Source organism: Streptomyces sp. NPDC049541 (assembly GCF_044465725.1).
In the GTDB taxonomy this organism is placed as follows: domain Bacteria; phylum Actinomycetota; class Actinomycetes; order Streptomycetales; family Streptomycetaceae; genus Streptomyces.
The window spans coordinates 165049-182282 of sequence record NZ_JBITLY010000003.1 but is presented as its reverse complement, the minus strand read 5'-3'; the positions used below and the strand labels follow the sequence as shown (position 1 = coordinate 182282).

General features: G+C 69.9%; 16 protein-coding genes and 1 tRNA gene. 6 read left to right on the top strand and 11 right to left on the bottom strand.

Annotation, left to right across the window (positions count from 1 at the left end; translation table 11 throughout):
• Nucleotides 1–31 precede the first annotated feature (31 nt).
• Entirely contained in the window at nt 32–1804 is a 1773-nt protein-coding gene (locus ACIBW9_RS13120) for an SDR family oxidoreductase (protein WP_398954292.1), read from the bottom strand.
• Complete coding sequence (locus ACIBW9_RS13115; RefSeq protein ID WP_398954290.1) at nt 1801–2643, bottom strand: M24 family metallopeptidase; 843 nt, start codon at nt 2641–2643, stop codon at nt 1801–1803. Before ACIBW9_RS13115 ends, ACIBW9_RS13120 begins: the two co-directional genes overlap by 4 nt.
• Nucleotides 2644–2877: 234 nt before the next feature.
• Here ACIBW9_RS13115 and ACIBW9_RS13110 point away from each other — a divergent pair, with 234 nt between their 5' ends.
• The 6 genes from ACIBW9_RS13110 to ACIBW9_RS13085 all read left to right on the top strand — a co-directional run bounded on the left by ACIBW9_RS13110 (nt 2878) and on the right by ACIBW9_RS13085 (nt 7080).
• Complete coding sequence (locus tag ACIBW9_RS13110) at nt 2878–3843, top strand: ABC transporter ATP-binding protein (RefSeq protein WP_398955211.1); 966 nt, start codon at nt 2878–2880, stop codon at nt 3841–3843.
• Nucleotides 3833–4741 (top strand): ABC transporter permease subunit, encoded by a 909-nt coding sequence (locus tag ACIBW9_RS13105; RefSeq protein WP_398954288.1) that lies wholly within the window; start codon nt 3833–3835, stop codon nt 4739–4741. Before ACIBW9_RS13110 ends, ACIBW9_RS13105 begins: the two co-directional genes overlap by 11 nt.
• Entirely contained in the window at nt 4738–5649 is a 912-nt protein-coding gene (locus ACIBW9_RS13100) for an ABC transporter ATP-binding protein (RefSeq protein WP_398954285.1), read from the top strand. Before ACIBW9_RS13105 ends, ACIBW9_RS13100 begins: the two co-directional genes overlap by 4 nt.
• 11 nt (nt 5650–5660) lie before the next feature.
• On the top strand, nt 5661–6380 hold the full coding sequence (locus tag ACIBW9_RS13095) for an ABC transporter permease subunit (protein WP_398954283.1): 720 nt from the start codon (nt 5661–5663) through the stop codon (nt 6378–6380).
• Between the two features lie 103 nt (nt 6381–6483).
• Nucleotides 6484–6684 (top strand): hypothetical protein, encoded by a 201-nt coding sequence (locus tag ACIBW9_RS13090; RefSeq protein ID WP_344403250.1) that lies wholly within the window; start codon nt 6484–6486, stop codon nt 6682–6684.
• Nucleotides 6685–6977: 293 nt separating this feature from the next.
• Nucleotides 6978–7080, top strand: a tRNA-OTHER gene (locus tag ACIBW9_RS13085).
• Nucleotides 7081–7095: 15 nt separating this feature from the next.
• On the opposite strand, the gene ACIBW9_RS13080 is transcribed toward ACIBW9_RS13085, so the two are convergent.
• From ACIBW9_RS13080 to ACIBW9_RS13040, 9 genes are all read right to left on the bottom strand, one after another.
• Complete coding sequence (locus ACIBW9_RS13080; protein WP_398954280.1) at nt 7096–7914, bottom strand: HAD family hydrolase; 819 nt, start codon at nt 7912–7914, stop codon at nt 7096–7098.
• Complete coding sequence (serS, locus tag ACIBW9_RS13075) at nt 7911–9188, bottom strand: serine--tRNA ligase (protein ID WP_398954278.1); 1278 nt, start codon at nt 9186–9188, stop codon at nt 7911–7913. Before serS ends, ACIBW9_RS13080 begins: the two co-directional genes overlap by 4 nt.
• Nucleotides 9189–9732: 544 nt before the next feature.
• A complete protein-coding gene (pheA, locus tag ACIBW9_RS13070) occupies nt 9733–10665 on the bottom strand; it encodes a prephenate dehydratase (protein ID WP_398954276.1) in 933 nt (310 codons plus the stop codon).
• Between the two features lie 34 nt (nt 10666–10699).
• Nucleotides 10700–12004 carry an iron uptake transporter deferrochelatase/peroxidase subunit gene (gene efeB / locus ACIBW9_RS13065; protein WP_398954273.1) on the bottom strand — a complete coding sequence of 435 codons (1305 nt, stop codon included), beginning with the start codon at nt 12002–12004 and terminating at the stop codon, nt 10700–10702.
• Between the two features lie 8 nt (nt 12005–12012).
• Nucleotides 12013–14106, bottom strand: a complete 2094-nt coding sequence (locus tag ACIBW9_RS13060) for a copper resistance CopC/CopD family protein (RefSeq protein WP_398954270.1) — start codon at nt 14104–14106, stop codon at nt 12013–12015.
• Nucleotides 14107–14119: 13 nt separating this feature from the next.
• Nucleotides 14120–14569 (bottom strand): copper chaperone PCu(A)C, encoded by a 450-nt coding sequence (locus ACIBW9_RS13055; RefSeq protein ID WP_398954268.1) that lies wholly within the window; start codon nt 14567–14569, stop codon nt 14120–14122.
• Nucleotides 14566–15219, bottom strand: a complete 654-nt coding sequence (locus ACIBW9_RS13050; protein WP_398954266.1) for an SCO family protein — start codon at nt 15217–15219, stop codon at nt 14566–14568. The genes ACIBW9_RS13055 and ACIBW9_RS13050 overlap by 4 nt, the downstream gene beginning before the upstream one ends.
• A gap of 81 nt (nt 15220–15300) precedes the next feature.
• Nucleotides 15301–16038: a YcnI family protein gene (locus ACIBW9_RS13045; RefSeq protein ID WP_398954264.1), complete on the bottom strand. Its 738-nt coding sequence runs from the start codon at nt 16036–16038 to the stop codon at nt 15301–15303.
• 146 nt (nt 16039–16184) lie between these two features.
• Nucleotides 16185–17015 (bottom strand): hypothetical protein, encoded by an 831-nt coding sequence (locus tag ACIBW9_RS13040; protein ID WP_398954262.1) that lies wholly within the window; start codon nt 17013–17015, stop codon nt 16185–16187.
• Nucleotides 17016–17234 lie beyond the last annotated feature (219 nt).

The following is a 17234-nucleotide window of genomic DNA, read 5'->3' as shown; positions in this document are numbered from 1 at the left end:
CGTCCGCCGGCGCTTTCGAGCAACTGCCCCCTCACAGCGGCGGTTCCATGCGGGCGATCGCCCGCAACGCGCGCGGGGTGAACCGGGACATGAAGTGCGCGCCCCGGGCCTCCGGAGTGACCGGCACGACCGCCTCGTTGCGCACGACCGCCCGCAGGATCGCGTCGGCGACCTTCTCCGGGGGGTAGTTGCGCAGGCCGTACAGCCGTGCCGCCTTCTTCTGGCGCCGCTTCTCCTCCTCGGCGTCCACGCCCGCGAACCGTGCCGTCGAGGTGATGCCGGTGTTGACGAAGCCCGGGCAGACCGCGCTCACGCCGATTCCCCGGCCCGCCAGTTCCGCGCGCAGGCACTCGCTGAGCATCAGCACGGCCGCCTTGGAGGTGCTGTAGGCGGGCAGCGACTTGGACGGCTGGTACGCGGCCGCCGACGCGGTGTTGACGATGTGGCCGCCCTGTCCGCGCTCGGCCATCTGCCTGCCGAAGAGCCGGCAGCCGTGGATCACGCCCCACAGGTTGACGTCGAGTACCTTCTTCCAGTCCTCCGGGCTGGTGTCGAAGAAGGAGCCGGACAGGCCGATCCCGGCGTTGTTCACCAGGACGTCCACCACTCCGTACGCGGTGGCGACCTTCTCGGCGAGCTTCTCCATGGCCTGTTCGTCGGAGACGTCGGCCGTCTCCGCCCAGGCTTCGGGGGCGCCGAGCAGGCGGGAGAGCTCGGCGGTGCGGGCGGCGGCCTCGGCGTCCCGGTCGACGGCCACCACGCGTGCGCCGGCCTCCGCGAAGGCGAACGCCGTGGCCCGCCCGATGCCGCTGCCCGCGCCGGTGACCAGGACCAGCTGCCCGCCGAAGCGCTCGGCGTACCTGCCGGTCGCCGTCACCTTCGTCTTTCCGCCCTCGATGGTGGTCACGAACTCGGTGATCCAGGCCGCCAGTTGGTCGGGTCGGGTGCGCGGTATCCAGTGCTTGGCCGGGAGTGTGCGGCGAGTCAACTGCGGAACCCACAGCGCCAGTTCGTCGTAGAGCTTCTCCGACAGGAACGCGTCCCCCAGGGGCGTGATGAGCTGCACGGGCGCGTGCGCATAGGCGTCCGGGCGGGGCCTGCGCAGTCTGGCGCGGACGTTGTCCCGGTACAGCCAGGCGCCGTGCGCCGCGTCGGTGGGGAGTGAGGAGGTCGGGTAGTCGCCGCCGGGCACCTTCTCGAAGCGTTCCAGGATGCGCGGCCAGCGCTTGCCGAGCGGGCCGCGCCAGGCGAGTTCGGGCAGTACGGGCGTGTGCAGCAGGTACACGTACCAGGACTTGGCGCCCTGGCCGAGGAGCTGGCCGACACGGCGCGGGGTGGGCTTCTTGAGGCGTTTGTTGATCCAGTGCCCGAAGTGGTCGAGGGACGGGCCGGACATCGAAGTGAAGGACGCGATGCGTCCTTCGGTGCGCTGGACGGTGACGAACTCCCAGGACTGCACCGATCCCCAGTCGTGTCCGACCACGTGCACCGGCCGGTCCGGGCTGACGGCGTCGATCACCGCCAGGAAGTCGTCCGTCAGCTTCTCCAGCGTGAAGCCGCCGCGCAGCGGCTGCGGTGCCGTCGACCGGCCGTGTCCGCGGACGTCGTAGAGGACGACATGGAAGCGCTCGGCGAGCCGCGGGGCGACCTCGGACCACACTTCCTTGCTGTCGGGGTATCCGTGCACGAGGACCACCGTCGGCTGCCCGGAGTCCCCGAGCTCCGCCACGCACAGCTCCACGCCACCGGTGTGCACCCGGCGCTCCCGCGCGCCCTTCAGCCCCGACTGGGAAAAGCCCGTCACTTGTCCTCCGCCCAGCGCCGCACGTGCGGCAGATCGTCGTCCAGCCAGAAGGCGCTCTGCTCGGGGTCCCTGGAGTCGGTGACGACCAGGATCTCCTCGAACTTCGCGCCCGTACCCCGGAAGCCGAGATGGGGTTCGACCGCCCACAGGCCCGGCTGGGGAGGGTGGTCGGAGAAGCGGTACGGCGACCACAGCGGGGACCAGCCGACGCGGTGGCCGTGCAGCGCGTCGGAGGCGAGCCCCTTCAGGGACTGGATGCCGAACCCGAACAGATGCGGTGACCAGCCGCGCTGCTGCACGCGGTCGACCTTGTGCGCGATCACACCGAAGGGATAGGCGCGGTGCCGGTTGGCATAGCCCTGGCGGACCATGAGGCGGTCCACGTCCTCGTAGATCGCCCGCAGTGGGCGCCGCTCGCGGACCTCGCGCAGGATCAGCTCGCGGTGCGCCTGCAGGTCGGCCATGAGCTTGTCCTGCACGGGGTTGATCCCGAGGGAGCCCGAATAGCCGATGTCGGCCGTGTAACCGTCGTACACGGGGGCCATGTCGAGGATGAACGGCATCCCGGGCTCGAGCCGCCGGTCGGTCGGGAAGAACTGGAGCGGGACGCGGAAGTTCACGAACGCCGTGCGGTCGCCGAACCAGGCGAAGGGCAGATGGAACCAGTCCCGCACGCCCCGCTCGCGCAGCCAGGTGCGCTGCATGCGGGCCGCCTCGCGCTCGGTCACTCCCGGCTGCAGCTGTGCGGCGACCGCCTCCGCGCACTCGTAGGCGAGGCGTTGCACCTGCCTGAACCCCCGCAGCCGCGCGGAGAGTTCCTCTGTCACTGCCGTCGTCATGCCACCGCTCACCTCGTCCACGCCGACTGCGGTACGTGCCCGTAACTTGACACCGGTGAATGTGACAGTTGTTAGAGGCTGCGTCAATAGGAGGGTTCCGGGCTGTGGATAACTCTGCGTAGCTCTCAGGTAGGGGAATCCCCTACGGACCCGTACGCCTGGAGGCTGATGCCAGGACAGCTCTGCGGTCTGACGACCCGCGTGGTCCGCGTCACTATCGTCGAAGCCGTGACTGTGATCGCGACCGAAAGCCTGAGCAAGCGGTTCCCCCGGGTGACCGCGCTTGACCGGCTCTCCGTCGACGTCGGGCCCGGGGTGACCGGACTCGTCGGAGCGAACGGAGCCGGCAAGTCCACACTGATCAAGATCCTCCTGGGTCTGTCCCCCGCCTCCGAGGGCCGCGCCGAAGTGCTCGGGCTCGACGTCGCGACCAAGGGTGGCGACATCCGTGAGCGGGTCGGCTACATGCCGGAGCACGACTGCCTGCCGCCCGACGTCTCGGCCACCGAGTTCGTCGTCCACATGGCGCGCATGTCGGGGCTGCCGCCCACGGCCGCGCGCGAGCGCACCGCGGACACGCTGCGCCATGTCGGTCTGTACGAGGAGCGCTACCGCCCCATCGGCGGCTACTCGACCGGTATGAAGCAGCGCGTCAAGCTGGCGCAGGCGCTGGTCCACGACCCCCAGCTGGTCTTCCTGGACGAGCCGACCAACGGCCTCGACCCGGTCGGCCGCGACGAGATGCTCGGGCTGATCCGCCGCATCCACACCGACTTCGGCATCTCGGTCCTGGTCACCTCGCACCTGCTGGGCGAGCTCGAACGCACCTGTGACCATGTGGTCGTCATCGACGGCGGCAAGCTCCTGCGTTCCAGCTCCACCACGGACTTCACGCAGACCACGACCACCCTCGCGATCGAGGTCACCGACAGCGACGAGCACCCGGACGGCACGCGCGCGGTGCGCGAGGCGCTGCACGCGCGCGGGGTGGAGGTCGCCGACGGCAGCGACGGCCTGCCGGGCGCCGGGCACATCCTGCTGCTCACGGCACAGGGCGATCAGACGTACGACCTCGTGCGCGACGTGGTCGCGGATCTCGGTCTCGGCCTGGTGCGCATGGAGCAGCGCAGGCACCACATCTCGGAGGTCTTCAAGAGCGAGGAAGAGCAGCGGAAGGAGGCGGTCGGCCATGGCAGTTGAGCACTCTTCGGCGGCTGCGCCGGGTGACCAGACCCGCATCCACAACATCGGCTACCGCAGCTACGACGGCCCCCGCCTCGGCCGCTCCTACGCCACCCGCTCCCTGTACTCGCAGTCCCTGCGCGGCGCCTACGGCCTCGGCCGTTCGATCAAGTCCAAGGTGCTGCCGATGCTGCTGTTCACGGTGATGTGCGTGCCGGCGGCCATCATGGTGGCCGTCGCCGTCGCCACCAAGGCGCACGCGCTGCCGGTCGAGTACACCCGCTACGCGATCATCATGCAGTCCGTCATCTGTCTGTACGTCGCCTCGCAGGCGCCCCAGTCCGTCTCGCGCGACCTGCGCTTCAAGACCGTACCGCTGTACTTCTCGCGGCCGATCGAGACCGCCGACTACGTGCGCGCGAAGTACGCGGCGCTGGCCTCGGCGATGTTCATCCTGACCGCGGCCCCGCTGATCGTGCTCTATGTGGGCGCGCTGCTTGCCAAGCTCGACTTCGCCGACCAGACCAAGGGATTCGCCGAGGGACTCGTGTCCGTGGCACTGCTCTCACTGCTCTTCGCCGGGATCGGCCTGGTCATCGCGTCGGTCACCCCGCGCCGCGGCTTCGGCATCGCGGCCGTGATCGCCGTCCTGATCGTCTCCTACGGCGCCGTCTCGACGCTCCAGGCGATCGCCGACAACCAGGGCAGCACGAGCGCCATCCCCTGGATCGGTCTCTTCTCGCCGGTCACGCTCATCGACGGCGTGCAGTCCGCCTTCCTCGGCGCGACCCCGGCACTCCCGGGAGGCCACGGACCCTCGACCGGTCAGGGCGTGGTGTACGTCCTGCTCACGCTGGGCCTGATCGCCGCCAGCTACGGCCTGCTGCTGCGCCGCTACAAGAAGGTGGGACTGTGACCACGCTCCAGATCGACCATGTCTCCCGCTGGTTCGGCAACGTGGTCGCCGTCAACGACATCACCATGACGATCGGCCCCGGCGTCACCGGCCTGCTCGGCCCGAACGGCGCCGGAAAGTCCACCCTCATCAACATGATGGCCGGTTTCCTGGCCCCCTCCACCGGCACCGTCACCCTCGACGGCCGGCAGGTGTGGCGCAACGAGTCGATCTACCAGCACATCGGCATCGTCCCCGAACGCGAGGCCATGTACGACTTCCTCACCGGGCGCGAATTCGTCGTCGCCAACGCCGAGTTGCACGGCCTCGGCGCCAAGGCCGCCCAGAAGGCGCTGGCCACGGTCGAGATGGAGTACGCGCAGGACCGCAAGATCTCCACGTACTCCAAGGGCATGCGCCAGCGCGTCAAGATGGCGAGCGCCCTGGTCCACGACCCCTCGCTGCTCCTGCTGGACGAGCCCTTCAACGGCATGGACCCGCGCCAGCGCATGCAGCTCATGGACCTGCTGCGGCGCATGGGCAACGAGGGCCGCACGGTGCTGTTCTCGTCGCACATCCTCGAAGAGGTCGAGCAGCTCGCCTGGCACATCGAGGTCGTCGTCGCCGGACGCCACGCGGCCAGCGGCGACTTCCGCAAGATCCGCCGTCTGATGACCGACCGCCCGCACCGCTACCTGGTGCGTTCCAGCGACGACCGCGCCCTTGCGGCCGCACTGATCGCCGATCCGTCGACATCGGGCATCGAAGTCGACCTCGCCGAGGGCGCGTTGCGCATCCAGGCCGTCGACTTCGGCCGTTTCACGACGCTGCTGCCCAGGGTCGCCCGCGACCACGGCATCCGGCTGCTCACGGTCTCGCCGTCCGACGAGTCCCTCGAGTCCGTCTTCTCGTACCTGGTCGCGGTGTAGGAGGCCGAAAGATGTACGACCCCACAGTCGCCCGGCTCACCTACCGGGCCCTGCTCGGCCGTCGCCGGGCCCTCATCCTGGGCGCACTGCCCTTGCTGCTGATCACGATCTCCGTCGTCGTACGCGCCCTCACCGGGGCCGACGACCAGACGGCCTCCGACCTGCTGGGCAAGCTCGCGCTCGCCACGATGGTGCCGATCATCGGCGTCATCGCCGGCACGGGCGCGATCGGACCGGAGATCGACGACGGCTCGGTGGTGTACCTGCTGTCCAAGCCGCTGAAGCGGCCGACGATCATCTTCACCAAGCTGATCGTGGCGATCGCGGTGACGATGGTGTTCTCCGCGCTGCCCACCCTCATCGCCGGCTTCATCCTCAACGGCAACGGGCAGCAGATCGCCGTCGCCTACACGGTCGCCGCGCTGGTCTCCTCCATCGCCTACGCGGCGCTGTTCCTGCTGCTGGGCACGGTCTCCCGGCACGCGGTGGTCTTCGGGCTCGTGTACGCACTCGTCTGGGAGGCCCTGTTCGGCTCCCTGGTGCCCGGTGCGCGCACGCTGAGCGTCCAGCAGTGGTCGCTGGCGGTCGCCCACAAGGTCGCCGGCGGTGACCTGGTCACCTCGGACGTCGGCCTGACCACGGCCACGGTGTTCCTGGTCGCGGTGACCGTGCTGGCCACCTGGTACGCCGGGCAGAAGCTGCGCACGCTGACGCTCGCCGGTGAGGAGTGACAGGTCCTCACCTTGACGGGGACTTCACCTCTGTCCGGGCAGACTGGGCAAATCGGGATGTACGACTGACGCACCTGGGGACGTACGACTGAGAGGAAAGGGAATGGCAGACGACTGGGACGAGCTGGTCCTGGACGAGGACTTCATACGTGGCGCCGAGACCTCCGAGCCGTCTGCCCGTGCCCGCATGCTCGCCGCCCGCTGGCGCAACGAGGAGCCCGAGCCGCAGCCCTGGCGCTCCGACGAGCCGCCCGCGGGCTGGTTCTTCAGCAAGGCACGCCGGCGCAAGTGGCGGCGGCGCTGATCCCCTACGGCCGTTGTCCGGTCGTTTTATTCAGTGGCGTCCAACTCGTCCTACAGGCACAGTGGTTGTGTCCACACCGCCGGACGCCCGCACTTTTCGGAGCTGCGCCGGCGCCACGTTCTGGGAGAGGAGCCGGGCGATGTCCATGCACGACAGTACGTCCAGCTCCCGACAGGGCAGCCCGCGGCGGGTTCCGGTGTAGTTACCCCACCGTCGAACCCGCTCCGCACGGGGAGCTGCCCGGGGCGGCCGCTTCGAGCACGCGATGTCGCTCTCGCGTGGGCCGCCCACCCGGAGGATTGGCCGAGTGGTAAGGCACTGGCTTGCGCTGTGTTCGATCAGAAGTGAGTCATGGTCGGGGTCATCCCCGCGCACGTTCGATCCGTGCATCCTCCGCAAGAAGCCGAAGAACTAGCCCAGCAACCGCTCCAGCACCACCGCGACCCCGTCCTCCTCGTTGGAGGACGTCACCTCGTCCGCCACCGCCCTCAGCTCCTCATGGGCGTTGGCCATCGCCACGCCCCGTGCCGCCCAGGCGAACATCGGGATGTCGTTGGGCATGTCGCCGAAGGCGATCGTGTCCGCCGCCTTGATGCCCAGACGGCGGGCCGCCAGCGACAGTCCCGTCGCCTTGGACAGACCCAGCGGCAGCAGCTCCACGATGCCCTCGCCCGCCATGGCGACCGTGACGAAGCCGCCCGCGGCCTCGCGTGCCGCCGCGGCGAGCTCGTCGTCGGACAGCTCCGGGTGCTGTATGTAGATCTTGTTCAGCGGGGCCGACCAGAGGTCGGACGCGTCCGTGAACGGCGTCACGGGAAGCTCGCCGGTGAGCGCGTACCCCGGCCCCACCAGCACGTCGCCTTCCAGGCCGTCGCGGCTCGCCGCCAGATGCAGCGGGCCGACCTCCGCCTCGATCTTCGCCAGGGCCACGCCCGCCAGCTGCCGGTCCAGAGTCACCGACGTCAGCAGACGGTGCGCCCCGGCGTCGTACACCTGCGCGCCCTGGCCGCAGACCGCGAGGCCCTCATAGCCGAGGTCGTCGAGGATGTGCCGGGTCCAGGGGACCGCGCGGCCGGTGACGACGATGTGCGCGGCGCCCGCCCCGGTGGCCGAGGCGAGCGCGTCACGGGTGCGCTGCGAGACCGACTCGTCGGAGCGCAGGAGCGTTCCGTCGAGGTCGGTCGCGATGAGTCTGTACGGGAACACCGGGGGCGCGGACGCGTCGCTCACTTGGCGACCGGCTCCAGGACCTCCCGGCCGCCCAGGAACGGGCGCAGCACCGGTGGCACATACACCGAGCCGTCGGCCTGCTGGTGGTTCTCCAGGATCGCCACGATCGTGCGCGGAACGGCGCACAGCGTGCCGTTGAGCGTCGCGAGCGGCTTGACCTGCTTGCCGTCACGCACGCGGATCGACAGGCGGCGGGACTGGAACTCGGTGCAGTCCGAGGTCGAGGTCAGCTCGCGGTACTTGCCCTGCGTGGGGATCCACGCCTCGCAGTCGAACTTGCGGGCCGCCGAGGAGCCCAGGTCGGCCGAGGCGACGTCGATGACGCGGAACGGCAGCTCCAGCGAGGTCAGCCACTCCTTCTCCCACTGCAGCAGACGCTGGTGCTCGGCCTCCGAGTCCTCCGGGGCGACGTAGGAGAACATCTCGACCTTGTCGAACTGGTGGACGCGGAAGATGCCCCGGGTGTCCTTGCCGTGCGAGCCGGCCTCACGGCGGAAGCAGGGCGAGAAGCCTGCGTAACGCAGGGGCAGCCGGTCCGCGTCGAGGATCTCGTCCATGTGGTACGCGGCGAGGGGGACCTCGGAGGTGCCGACCAGGTAGAGGTCGTCCTTGTCGAGGTGGTAGACGTCCTGGGCCGCCTGGCCGAGGAAGCCCGTGCCCGCCATCGACTGGGGGCGGACCAGGGCGGGCGTCAGCATCGGTGTGAAGCCGGCCGCGGTGGCCTGCGCGATCGCCGCGTTGACCATGGCGAGCTCGAGCAGGGCGCCGATCCCCGTCAGGAAGTAGAAGCGCGAGCCGGAGACCTTCGCGCCGCGCTCCACGTCGATCGCGCCGAGCAGCGTGCCGAGCTCCAGGTGGTCCTTGGGCTCGAAGCCCTCGGCGCCGAAGTCGCGGATCGTGCCGTGCGTCTCGAGGGTGACGAAGTCCTCCTCGCCGCCGACGGGCACGTCGGGGTGGACGAGGTTGCCGAGCTGGAGGAGCAGCTCCTGCGTCTCGGTGTCGGCGGCGTCGCGCTCGGCGTCGGCGGCCTTGACGTCGGCGGCGAGCTGGCTCGCCTTCTTCAGCAGCTCCGCCTTCTCGTCCGCGGAGGCCTTGGGGATGAGCTTGCCGAGCTGTTTCTGCTCGGCGCGCAGCTCGTCGAAGCGGACGCCGGACGACCTGCGCCGCTCGTCGGCAGACAGGAGAGCGTCGACGAGCGCGACGTCCTCTCCACGGGCGCGCTGGGACGCGCGCACACGGTCGGGGTCCTCACGGAGCAGGCGAAGGTCAATCACGCGGTCAAGGCTACCGGTGCCGGGATACGGCCCACGACTCACCATTCCTCACAGTCGTCAATTGCGGCTTACGTTCAGTTATGAGCGAATTGCCCACAGTGTCAACAAAAGGCATCTCACTCCCTGGAACGGGGCAGCCGCTTGGTGGCCGGTTGACCCGATTCCCTTGTGGGGAGCGGGACTTGGGCTTTGGTTGTCCACAGCGATCCACACCTCCGAAGAAAGTTATCCACAGGCTGTGCGGGGGGTCTGTGGATTTCGGAATTGATCACTCCGAAACCGGTGGGTCACGCCGAGGAATCATGCCCCAGACCCCGATTTACCACCACTTTCGAGTGGAAAGCGGTCGCCCCGAAGGATTACCTAAAGGAAACAGGTGGACGAACGGTGACATGCGAGCCGATGGACAGGGGAAGGCTCCACAGGCGGATTTGTCGACAGAGTCATGGTTCCGTGTCGACTTGTCCCCAGGTCGAGAACCTGGCCTGTGGATAACTTCTGTGGACAACGAAAATCTGCAGGTAGGACCGGGCGGCCGAACCGACTAGAAGCGGCCGTCCTGGCAGCGCGCGACCCAGTCCGACGCCGCGAGGAACTCCTCGTCGGACGTGCCCTGGCGCGGTGCGCGCACGTCGTCGATGCCGATGTCCGCACGCGGGTACGAGCCCAGGAAGCGCACTTCCAGGCAGATCCGCTTGAGTCCCATCAGGGCCTCGGCGACCCGGCGGTCGGAGATGTGGCCCTCGGCGTCGATGCAGAAGCAGTAGTTGCCGATGCCGGCACCGGTGGGCCGGGACTGCAGCAGCATCAGGTTGATGCCGCGGGTGGCGAACTCGCCCAGTAGGTCGCGCAGACCACCGGGGTGGTCGTCGCGCTGCCACAGCACGACGGACGTCTTGTCGGCGCCGGTGGGTGCGGCGGGCCGGGCGGGCCGGCCGACCAGCACGAACCGGGTCTGTGCGTTCTCGGCGTCGTGGATCCCGGTCTCCAGGGCCTCCAGGCCGTACCGGGCGGCCGCGAACTCGCCCGCGAAGGCGGCGTCGTACTGGCCCTCCTGGACCAGGCGGGCGGCGTCCGCGTTCGAGGCGGCGGACTCCCAGTGGGCGTCCGGGAGGTTGTTCTTCAGCCAGTTGCGCACCTGCGGCTGGGCAGCCGGGTGGGCGGAGACCGTCTTGATGTCGGAGAGCTTCGTACCCGGCCTGACCAGCAGCGCGAAGGTGATCGACAGCAGCACCTCGCGGTAGATCATCAGCGGGGCGCCCGCGACCAGCTCGTCGAGGGTGGTGGTGATGCCGCCCTCGACGGAGTTCTCGATCGGCACGAAGGCGGCCTCGGCCTCGCCCGCGCGGACCGCGTCCAGCGCGGACTGCACCGACACGTACGGGATCAGTTCCCGGGTGGCCGCTTCGGGAAGGGTGCGCAGGGCGACTTCGGTGAAGGTGCCCTCGGGGCCGAGATACGCGTAGCTCGCTGGCATGACCTCACCCTAATGGGCCTTACGCACCCGCGGCTCACCCCTCCAGCAGCCGCTGTCCCACGTACTCGCCCTGGGCCGCCCCGCCCGGCACCGCGAACAGGCCGCTCGCCTCGTGGCGGATGTACTTCGACAGGGCGTCGCCGCGGTCGAGCTTGCGCTGGATGGTGACGAAGCCGCGCAGCGGGTCGGCCTGCCAGCAGACGAAGAGGAGGCCCGCGTCGGGGACGCCGTCCGCGTCGAACCCGTCGTGGTACGAGAACGGGCGGCGCAGGATGGCCGCTCCGCCGTTCTGGTCGGGGCGGGAGATACGGGCGTGGGCGTTGCCGGGGACGACGTAGTCGCCCTGTGCGTCGGTCTTCTCCAGGTCCATCGCGGTCGTCTCGGTGCCCCCGGACAGGGGGGCTCCGTCGGACTTGCGGCGCCCGATGACGTTCTCCTGGTCCTTGAGGGAGAGCTTCTCCCAGTCGTCGAGGAGCATGCGGATGCGGCGTACGACGGCGTAGGAGCCGTTCGCCATCCACGCGGGGTCGTGGGAGCCCGAGGACGGGACGAAGATCCGCTTGTCGAAGTCGGGCTCGGTCGGCTTGGGATTGCGCGTGCCGTCCAGCTGGCCCATGAGGTTGCGGGCCGTCATGGGGTGGGCGGTGGCGCCCGGAGTGCGGTTGAAGCCGTTCATCTGCCAGCGGATACGGGCCGCGCTGCCCGCGTCCTTCTGGATCGCCCGCAGGGCGTGGAAGGCGACCAGGGAGTCGTCGGCACCGATCTGCACCCACAGGTCGCCGTCGCTGCGGGCCTTGTCGAGCTGGTCGGAGGAGAAGTCGGGCAGGGGGTCGAGAGAGACCGGGCGCTGCTTCTCCAGACCGGTGCGGGAGAAGAAGCTGTGGCCGAAGCCGAAGGTGATCGTCAGGGACGACGGGCCCGCGTCCCGTGCGACATCCGTGTCGTCGCTCGCCGCCGCCTCGCCCGCCATAAGCCGCTCGGCCGTCGCCGACCAGCGGCGCAGCAGTGCGGCAGCCTCCTTGCGGCCCGCGCCCGCCCTCAGGTCGAAGGCGACGAGATGGCCGCGGGCCTGAAGGCCCTCGGTGATGCCGGGCTGGTGTTTCACGTGAAACATCACCCGATTGGCGCCGATTGAGCTGAGGGGGGTGGCCTCGGAGGGTGCGGCGGCATACCCCACGGCTCCGCCGGCAGCGCCGAGCACGAGCCCGGTGGCGCCGGCGGTGCCGAGCAGCTTCCGTCGCGAGATGCCGTCTCCGGGGGACGCGGAAACCCTCTCCTGCGGAGCCCCGTCGGGAGCTGCGTCGGGAGTGCGGGCCTCCCGAATGGACTTGTCAGCCATGGTGCGATTCAGCCGATCTGCGCGTTCTTGGAGACGGTCACCTGGTCGATGTCGGAGGTGCGCACGGTCACGGCGACCTTCCAGTCGCCGGCCATGGGGATCTGCACGCTGCTCGTCGCCCAGTGTCCGGTGGCGATGTGGTCGGGGTTGACGGGCAGCGGTCCGATCTTCTTGGCCTCCAGGGTGAAGGCGACCTTCACCTCGGGGATGTCGAAGGCGCGCCCGTTGGGCCGCTGGACGTAGACGTGCATGTCGTTGCCGCCCACGCGTGCGGGGTCGAGGTCCACGGACACGACGCCCTTGCCGTCCGTGCCGCCCGTGTCGAAGGGCATGGTCAGGGTCAGCGCGCCGGACGACGAGTCCGCCGTCGAGGAGGAGGACGAGGACGCCGAGGTGGCCGCCCTGGCCTCCTGTTCCGTGCGTCCGGGCTCGGTCTGCGTCAGCACGGTGGTGACGGCGAGCAGGACGACGGCGACTCCCGCCTCGGCGAGTACGGAGCGCCGTAGGCCGAACCGGTCGGGGTCGGCGTCGCGCTGCCGCTTCTGCCGTGCGGTGGCCATGGCGGCCTTCTGGCGGGCGAGTTGGGCGGCGCGCTCGGAGTCGGCGGGGGCTTCGGAGGCCCGGGCCTCGTCGGCAGCCTCTGCCTCCTCGGGCTCCTCGGATCCTTCGGAGCCGGTGGTGGACGCGGGGCCACCCTTGACCGTGGAGCCGCGAGCGGCCCTCGATCCCGCGCCCGCCGAGGAGTCGGCGGAAGCCGAAGCCGCCTTGGCCGAGCCGGTTCCCGCGCGGGCGGCGGCCGGCTCCCTGTCGCCCAGGTCGTCGCCCTCCGACGTGGTGTCCTGCCCCACCTCCTCCTCGCGTGGCTGCACGACGGTGGTGTCCGCCAGTCGTGCCGTCCACCGCCGGGAGATCCATGCGATGCCGACGAGCAGTGCCACGAGCCCGATCTTGACGAGCAGCAGCTGTCCGTACGTCGTGTCGGTGAACGCCGACCAGGAGCCGAGCTGGCGCCAGGACTGGTAGCTGCCGGTCGCGACGAGGGCGAGGACGCTGCCGAAGGCGACTCGGGAGAAGCGGCGTACTGCCGCGGCCTCGATCGGGGTGTCCGACCGGTACAGCGCCACGAGGAGCGCGCACAGACCGCCGAGCCATGCGGCCACGGCCAGCAGATGGACGACGTCGACGGGCATCGCGACGCCCGGCTGGAGCCCGGTGGAGGCGTGCTCCGCCATCGCCCAGCTCGCCGCGAGCCCGGCGGCCACCACGGATCCGCCTATCGCGAGCCCGAACGTCAGATCCCGCTTCTCCTCGTCGTCCCGCTTGTCATAGGCACCGAAGAGCACGGCGATGAACAGGGCCGCCGCGGCGAGCAGCAGCAGCCGGGAGATCAGTGCCGCGCCCGACTTGGTCTGCAGCACCTGCCCGAGCAGGCTCAGGTCGAAGACGGCGCCGACCTTGCCGGAGCTGGTGTAGGAGCCGCGCAGGAGCAGCAGCAGGAGGGTGGCCGAGGTGAGCGCGAGCCACCCGGAGACCACGAACCGCTGCAGCGCCCGGACGCCGGAGCCGCGCCGCCAGCAGGCGAGGACGAAGGCGGCGCCGCCGACCATGACGATGAAGCCGGCGTACGACACATACCGGCCGAAGCCGTACAGCCAGCCGACGATCCCGCCGCCCACCGTCCGGTCGGTGACCGAGACGGTGGTGGTGGAGGGGGCACCGATGGAGAAGGTGAAGGCGCCGGCGACGGGGTGGCTGTCCGCGGACACGACCTGCCAGGACACCGTGTAGGTGCCGTCCGACAGGCCGCTGTGCAGCGGAACGGCGTAGGACGTGCCGCTCACGTTGGACGGTTTGCCCGTGTCGACGCGTTTGCCCTTGGGGTCGAGGACGCGCAGGGAGTCCTCGGACGTGGCGACCTTCTCGGAGAAGGTGAGCGTGACCTGGCTGGGTGCCTTGTCGACCACCACCCCCTGGGCGGGGTCGCTGCCGGTCAGCGCGGCGTGTGCGGAGGCCGGTCCGGCGCCGGCGAGGAGCATGCCGAGGACGGCCAGGAACAGCAGCGCCAGGGTCCGCATACGGCGGGGGGTGGTGGTCCGGGTCACGGTGGTCCCTCCCTCAGTGGCCGGTTGCGGGGTTGTACGTGGCCGACTTGACCGGCATCTCAACCTTGATCGGGCCGGACTTGGCGAAGTGCAGTTCGAGGGTCACTTTCTCGCCCTGCTTCGGCCTGCGCTTCAGGTTCTCGAACATCAGGTGATTGCCGCCGCTCTTGAACACGAGTTGACCGTGAGCGGGGACATCCAGGGACTTGACCTCCTCCATGGACTGCCCGACCGTCTCGTGGACGGTCACGCTGCCCGCGGCGTCGCTGGTGACGGAGGTCAGTGCGTCCTTGGTGCCGCCCTTGTTGGCGATGGTGAGGAAGCCCGCGGCCATGTCGGAGACGGGCTGGGGCATGTAGGAGGAGCTGACGGACAGCTCGGCCTTCGCGTCGTCGGAGCCGCCGCAGCCCGCCAGCGCCAGTGCTCCCGTCAGTATCGCGGCGGGGGCGACGAGGTGCCTCACGGGTTCTCCCCCTTGATGATCTTGGGTAGATCCTTGGTGTAGTCGTCGACCTGGGCGTCCTCGTCGTAGAGGACGTAGCCGCCGTCGGTCTTCGGCGAGAACGCGATGACCTGGGTGCCGTGCACCGAGACGGTCTTGCCGGTCTTCTTGTCCTTGTGGGTCGGCTCGATGGAGATGCCGAGGGTGCGGGCGCCGGCCTGGATGGTGGCGAAGTCGCCGGTCAGACCCACGAACTGGGGGTCGATGCCCTTGAGCCACTTGCCGAGTTCGGTCGGGGTGTCGCGCTGGGGGTCGGTGGTGACGAACACGACCCGCAGTTTGTCCTGTTCGGCCTTGGGCAGCTGCTTCTTGGCGACGGCGATGTTGCTCATCGTCAGCGGGCAGATGTCGGGGCAGTGGGTGTAGCCGAAGTAGATCAGCGTCGGACGGCCCGCGGTCTCCTTGCGGAAGTCGTACTTCTTGCCCGTGGTGTCGGTGAGGACGAGGTCCGGCTTCTCGAAAGGCTTGTCGAGAACGGTCGCGGCCTGGTGCGAGGTGTCCTCGGAGACCACGGCGACGGGCGAGTTGCTGTCGTCGCCGCTGCCGCAGGCGGAGAGGGTCAGGGTGGCGGCGGCGAGCAGCGCGGCCGCGGCGAACGTCTTCTTGCGCATAGAAAAATGTCCCAGATGTGAGAGCTCCGGTGTGCACCGGGGGTCGTACGACCCCCGGTGCACCACACGGAAGAACGGGCCTCAGGCGTCGCTGCGACGACGTCCGGCGAGCACGCCGTACGCCACGCCCAGCGCGCCGACGACGATGCCCACGACGGCGAGCACGCGCGCCGTGGTGTCGCTGCCGCCGGAGGCGGCGGAGGTGTCGGCGGCGGCGTTCTCGGCGGTCTTGGTCTCGTCGGAGGCGTCCTTGGCGGCCGCGCCGTGTGAGTGGCCGTCCTCGGAGGCGGCGGACAGGGTGAGCACGGGGGCCGGGTTCTCGGGCTCCTGTGCGCCGTCCTTCTGCACCTCGATCCAGCGCACGACCTCGTTGTTCGAGTACGTCTGGAGGGCCTTGAAGGTCAGTTGGTCGGCGTCCTCGGGCAGCGCGCCGACGGAGACCGGGAACTTCTCGAAGTAGCCGGGTTCGATGCCCTTGTCGGCGGCGGTCCAGGTGATCTTGGAGACGGCCTCGCTGATCTTCTTGCCGTGCACCTCGAGCGGCTTGGCGAGCTTGGACTTGGTGACCTTGATGTTCCAGCCGTTGATCGGCTCCGGCAGGGCGGAGGCCAGCGGGTGGTCGGTCGGGAAGGTCACCTCGAGCTTGGTGGTCGAGGCGTCGTCGCGCTCGTTGGGGACCTTGAAGTCGACGACCGCGTAACCGCCCTTGGCGGCCGTGCCCTCGGGCTGCACGGTGACGTGCGCGAACGCGGGCGCGGACAGGACGACGACGGCAGAGGCGGCGAGGGCGCCGGCGGCCGCGAGACGGGAAGCCTTCATGAACGGATGCACTCCACTTCGGGTTTCGAGTGAGTTCCGGTGGTCGGAGGAACGCGTGCGCATGGATGCCGGAAAAGACGGGCACGCGCGTGTGCCGCACGACGGCGGCCCCGGTCCCACGGAGGTGGAGTGGCGGTCGCGTCGTGTCAGGCGGCGAGGACGAGGGCGGCGGCCGGCGGGCCGCGCCTGATCACCGTGTGCTGGAGAGCGGTGGTACGGGGCTTCGGCGGCGCGAGCAGCGCGGTGCGCGGCGGTCGCGGGCCCGCCTCGGGCGCGGCCGGGAGCCCGGCACGCAGGGCGCCAACCAGCGCGAGCGCCGCGCGCAGGGACCGTACGAACGCACCCTCGGCCACGGAGTGGGCCGAGAGTTCCATGAGCCGCAGCAGGGCCAGGTCACCGCGGCGCAGCAGCCAGCCGGCGGCGATCGCGGCGAGGACGTGGCCGAGCAGCATCGGCAGGGACGGCAGCAGCGAGGCCGGTGAGGTGGCGGACAGGGCGTCCGCCGGATGGTGCATGGAGCTCATGTCCATGCTCATGGCGGTGTCCGGGGAGATCCGGGCGTCGGCGAGGAGTCTGCGGGCCTGGGCGGGGCTGATCGCCGCAGCCGTCGTCCCGCACACGAGCCGCGCCGCCCGCTCCACCAGTGAGGCGTCGGACGTCGACGTCATGGAGGACATCGGCATCGCGCCCGAGGAGACGGTCTGCTGTCCCAGCCCGAACAGCGTGTGCAGCAGGGTCTGTCCGGCCGCGAGCAGTGCCGCGATCCCGGTCAGCGAGCGCACCCGCCCGGCCAGCGGTGCCGCCACCAGGACGACCCCCAGGAATCCCGCGCCCAGCGTCCACAGCGGAACCGTGGCGCAGGAGGCGAGGGTGTGACCGCCCGCGGCCAGCACGACGCAGACCGCGGCGAACACCGCGGCCCGCAGCATCCGGAGATCGTTTCCGGAGCCTGTGGTGGGCTGGTGGGGGGCAGTCATGGCGGGCTCATCATCGCACTGGCCCCGTGACCGCCGTACGGCAGGTCCGCAAGGTTCCCTGCCGACCGGAAGATCACTTTCTGCCACGACCGGCCCGCACATACACCGATTCCGTTTCGGACGCATCGCCCATATGGGCGGCATCACGTCAACTCCGTGCTTACGCACGGCTGCGCGCGGCAATAAGAAACGGTATGTCGAGCCGCGGCCGGGAGGCTG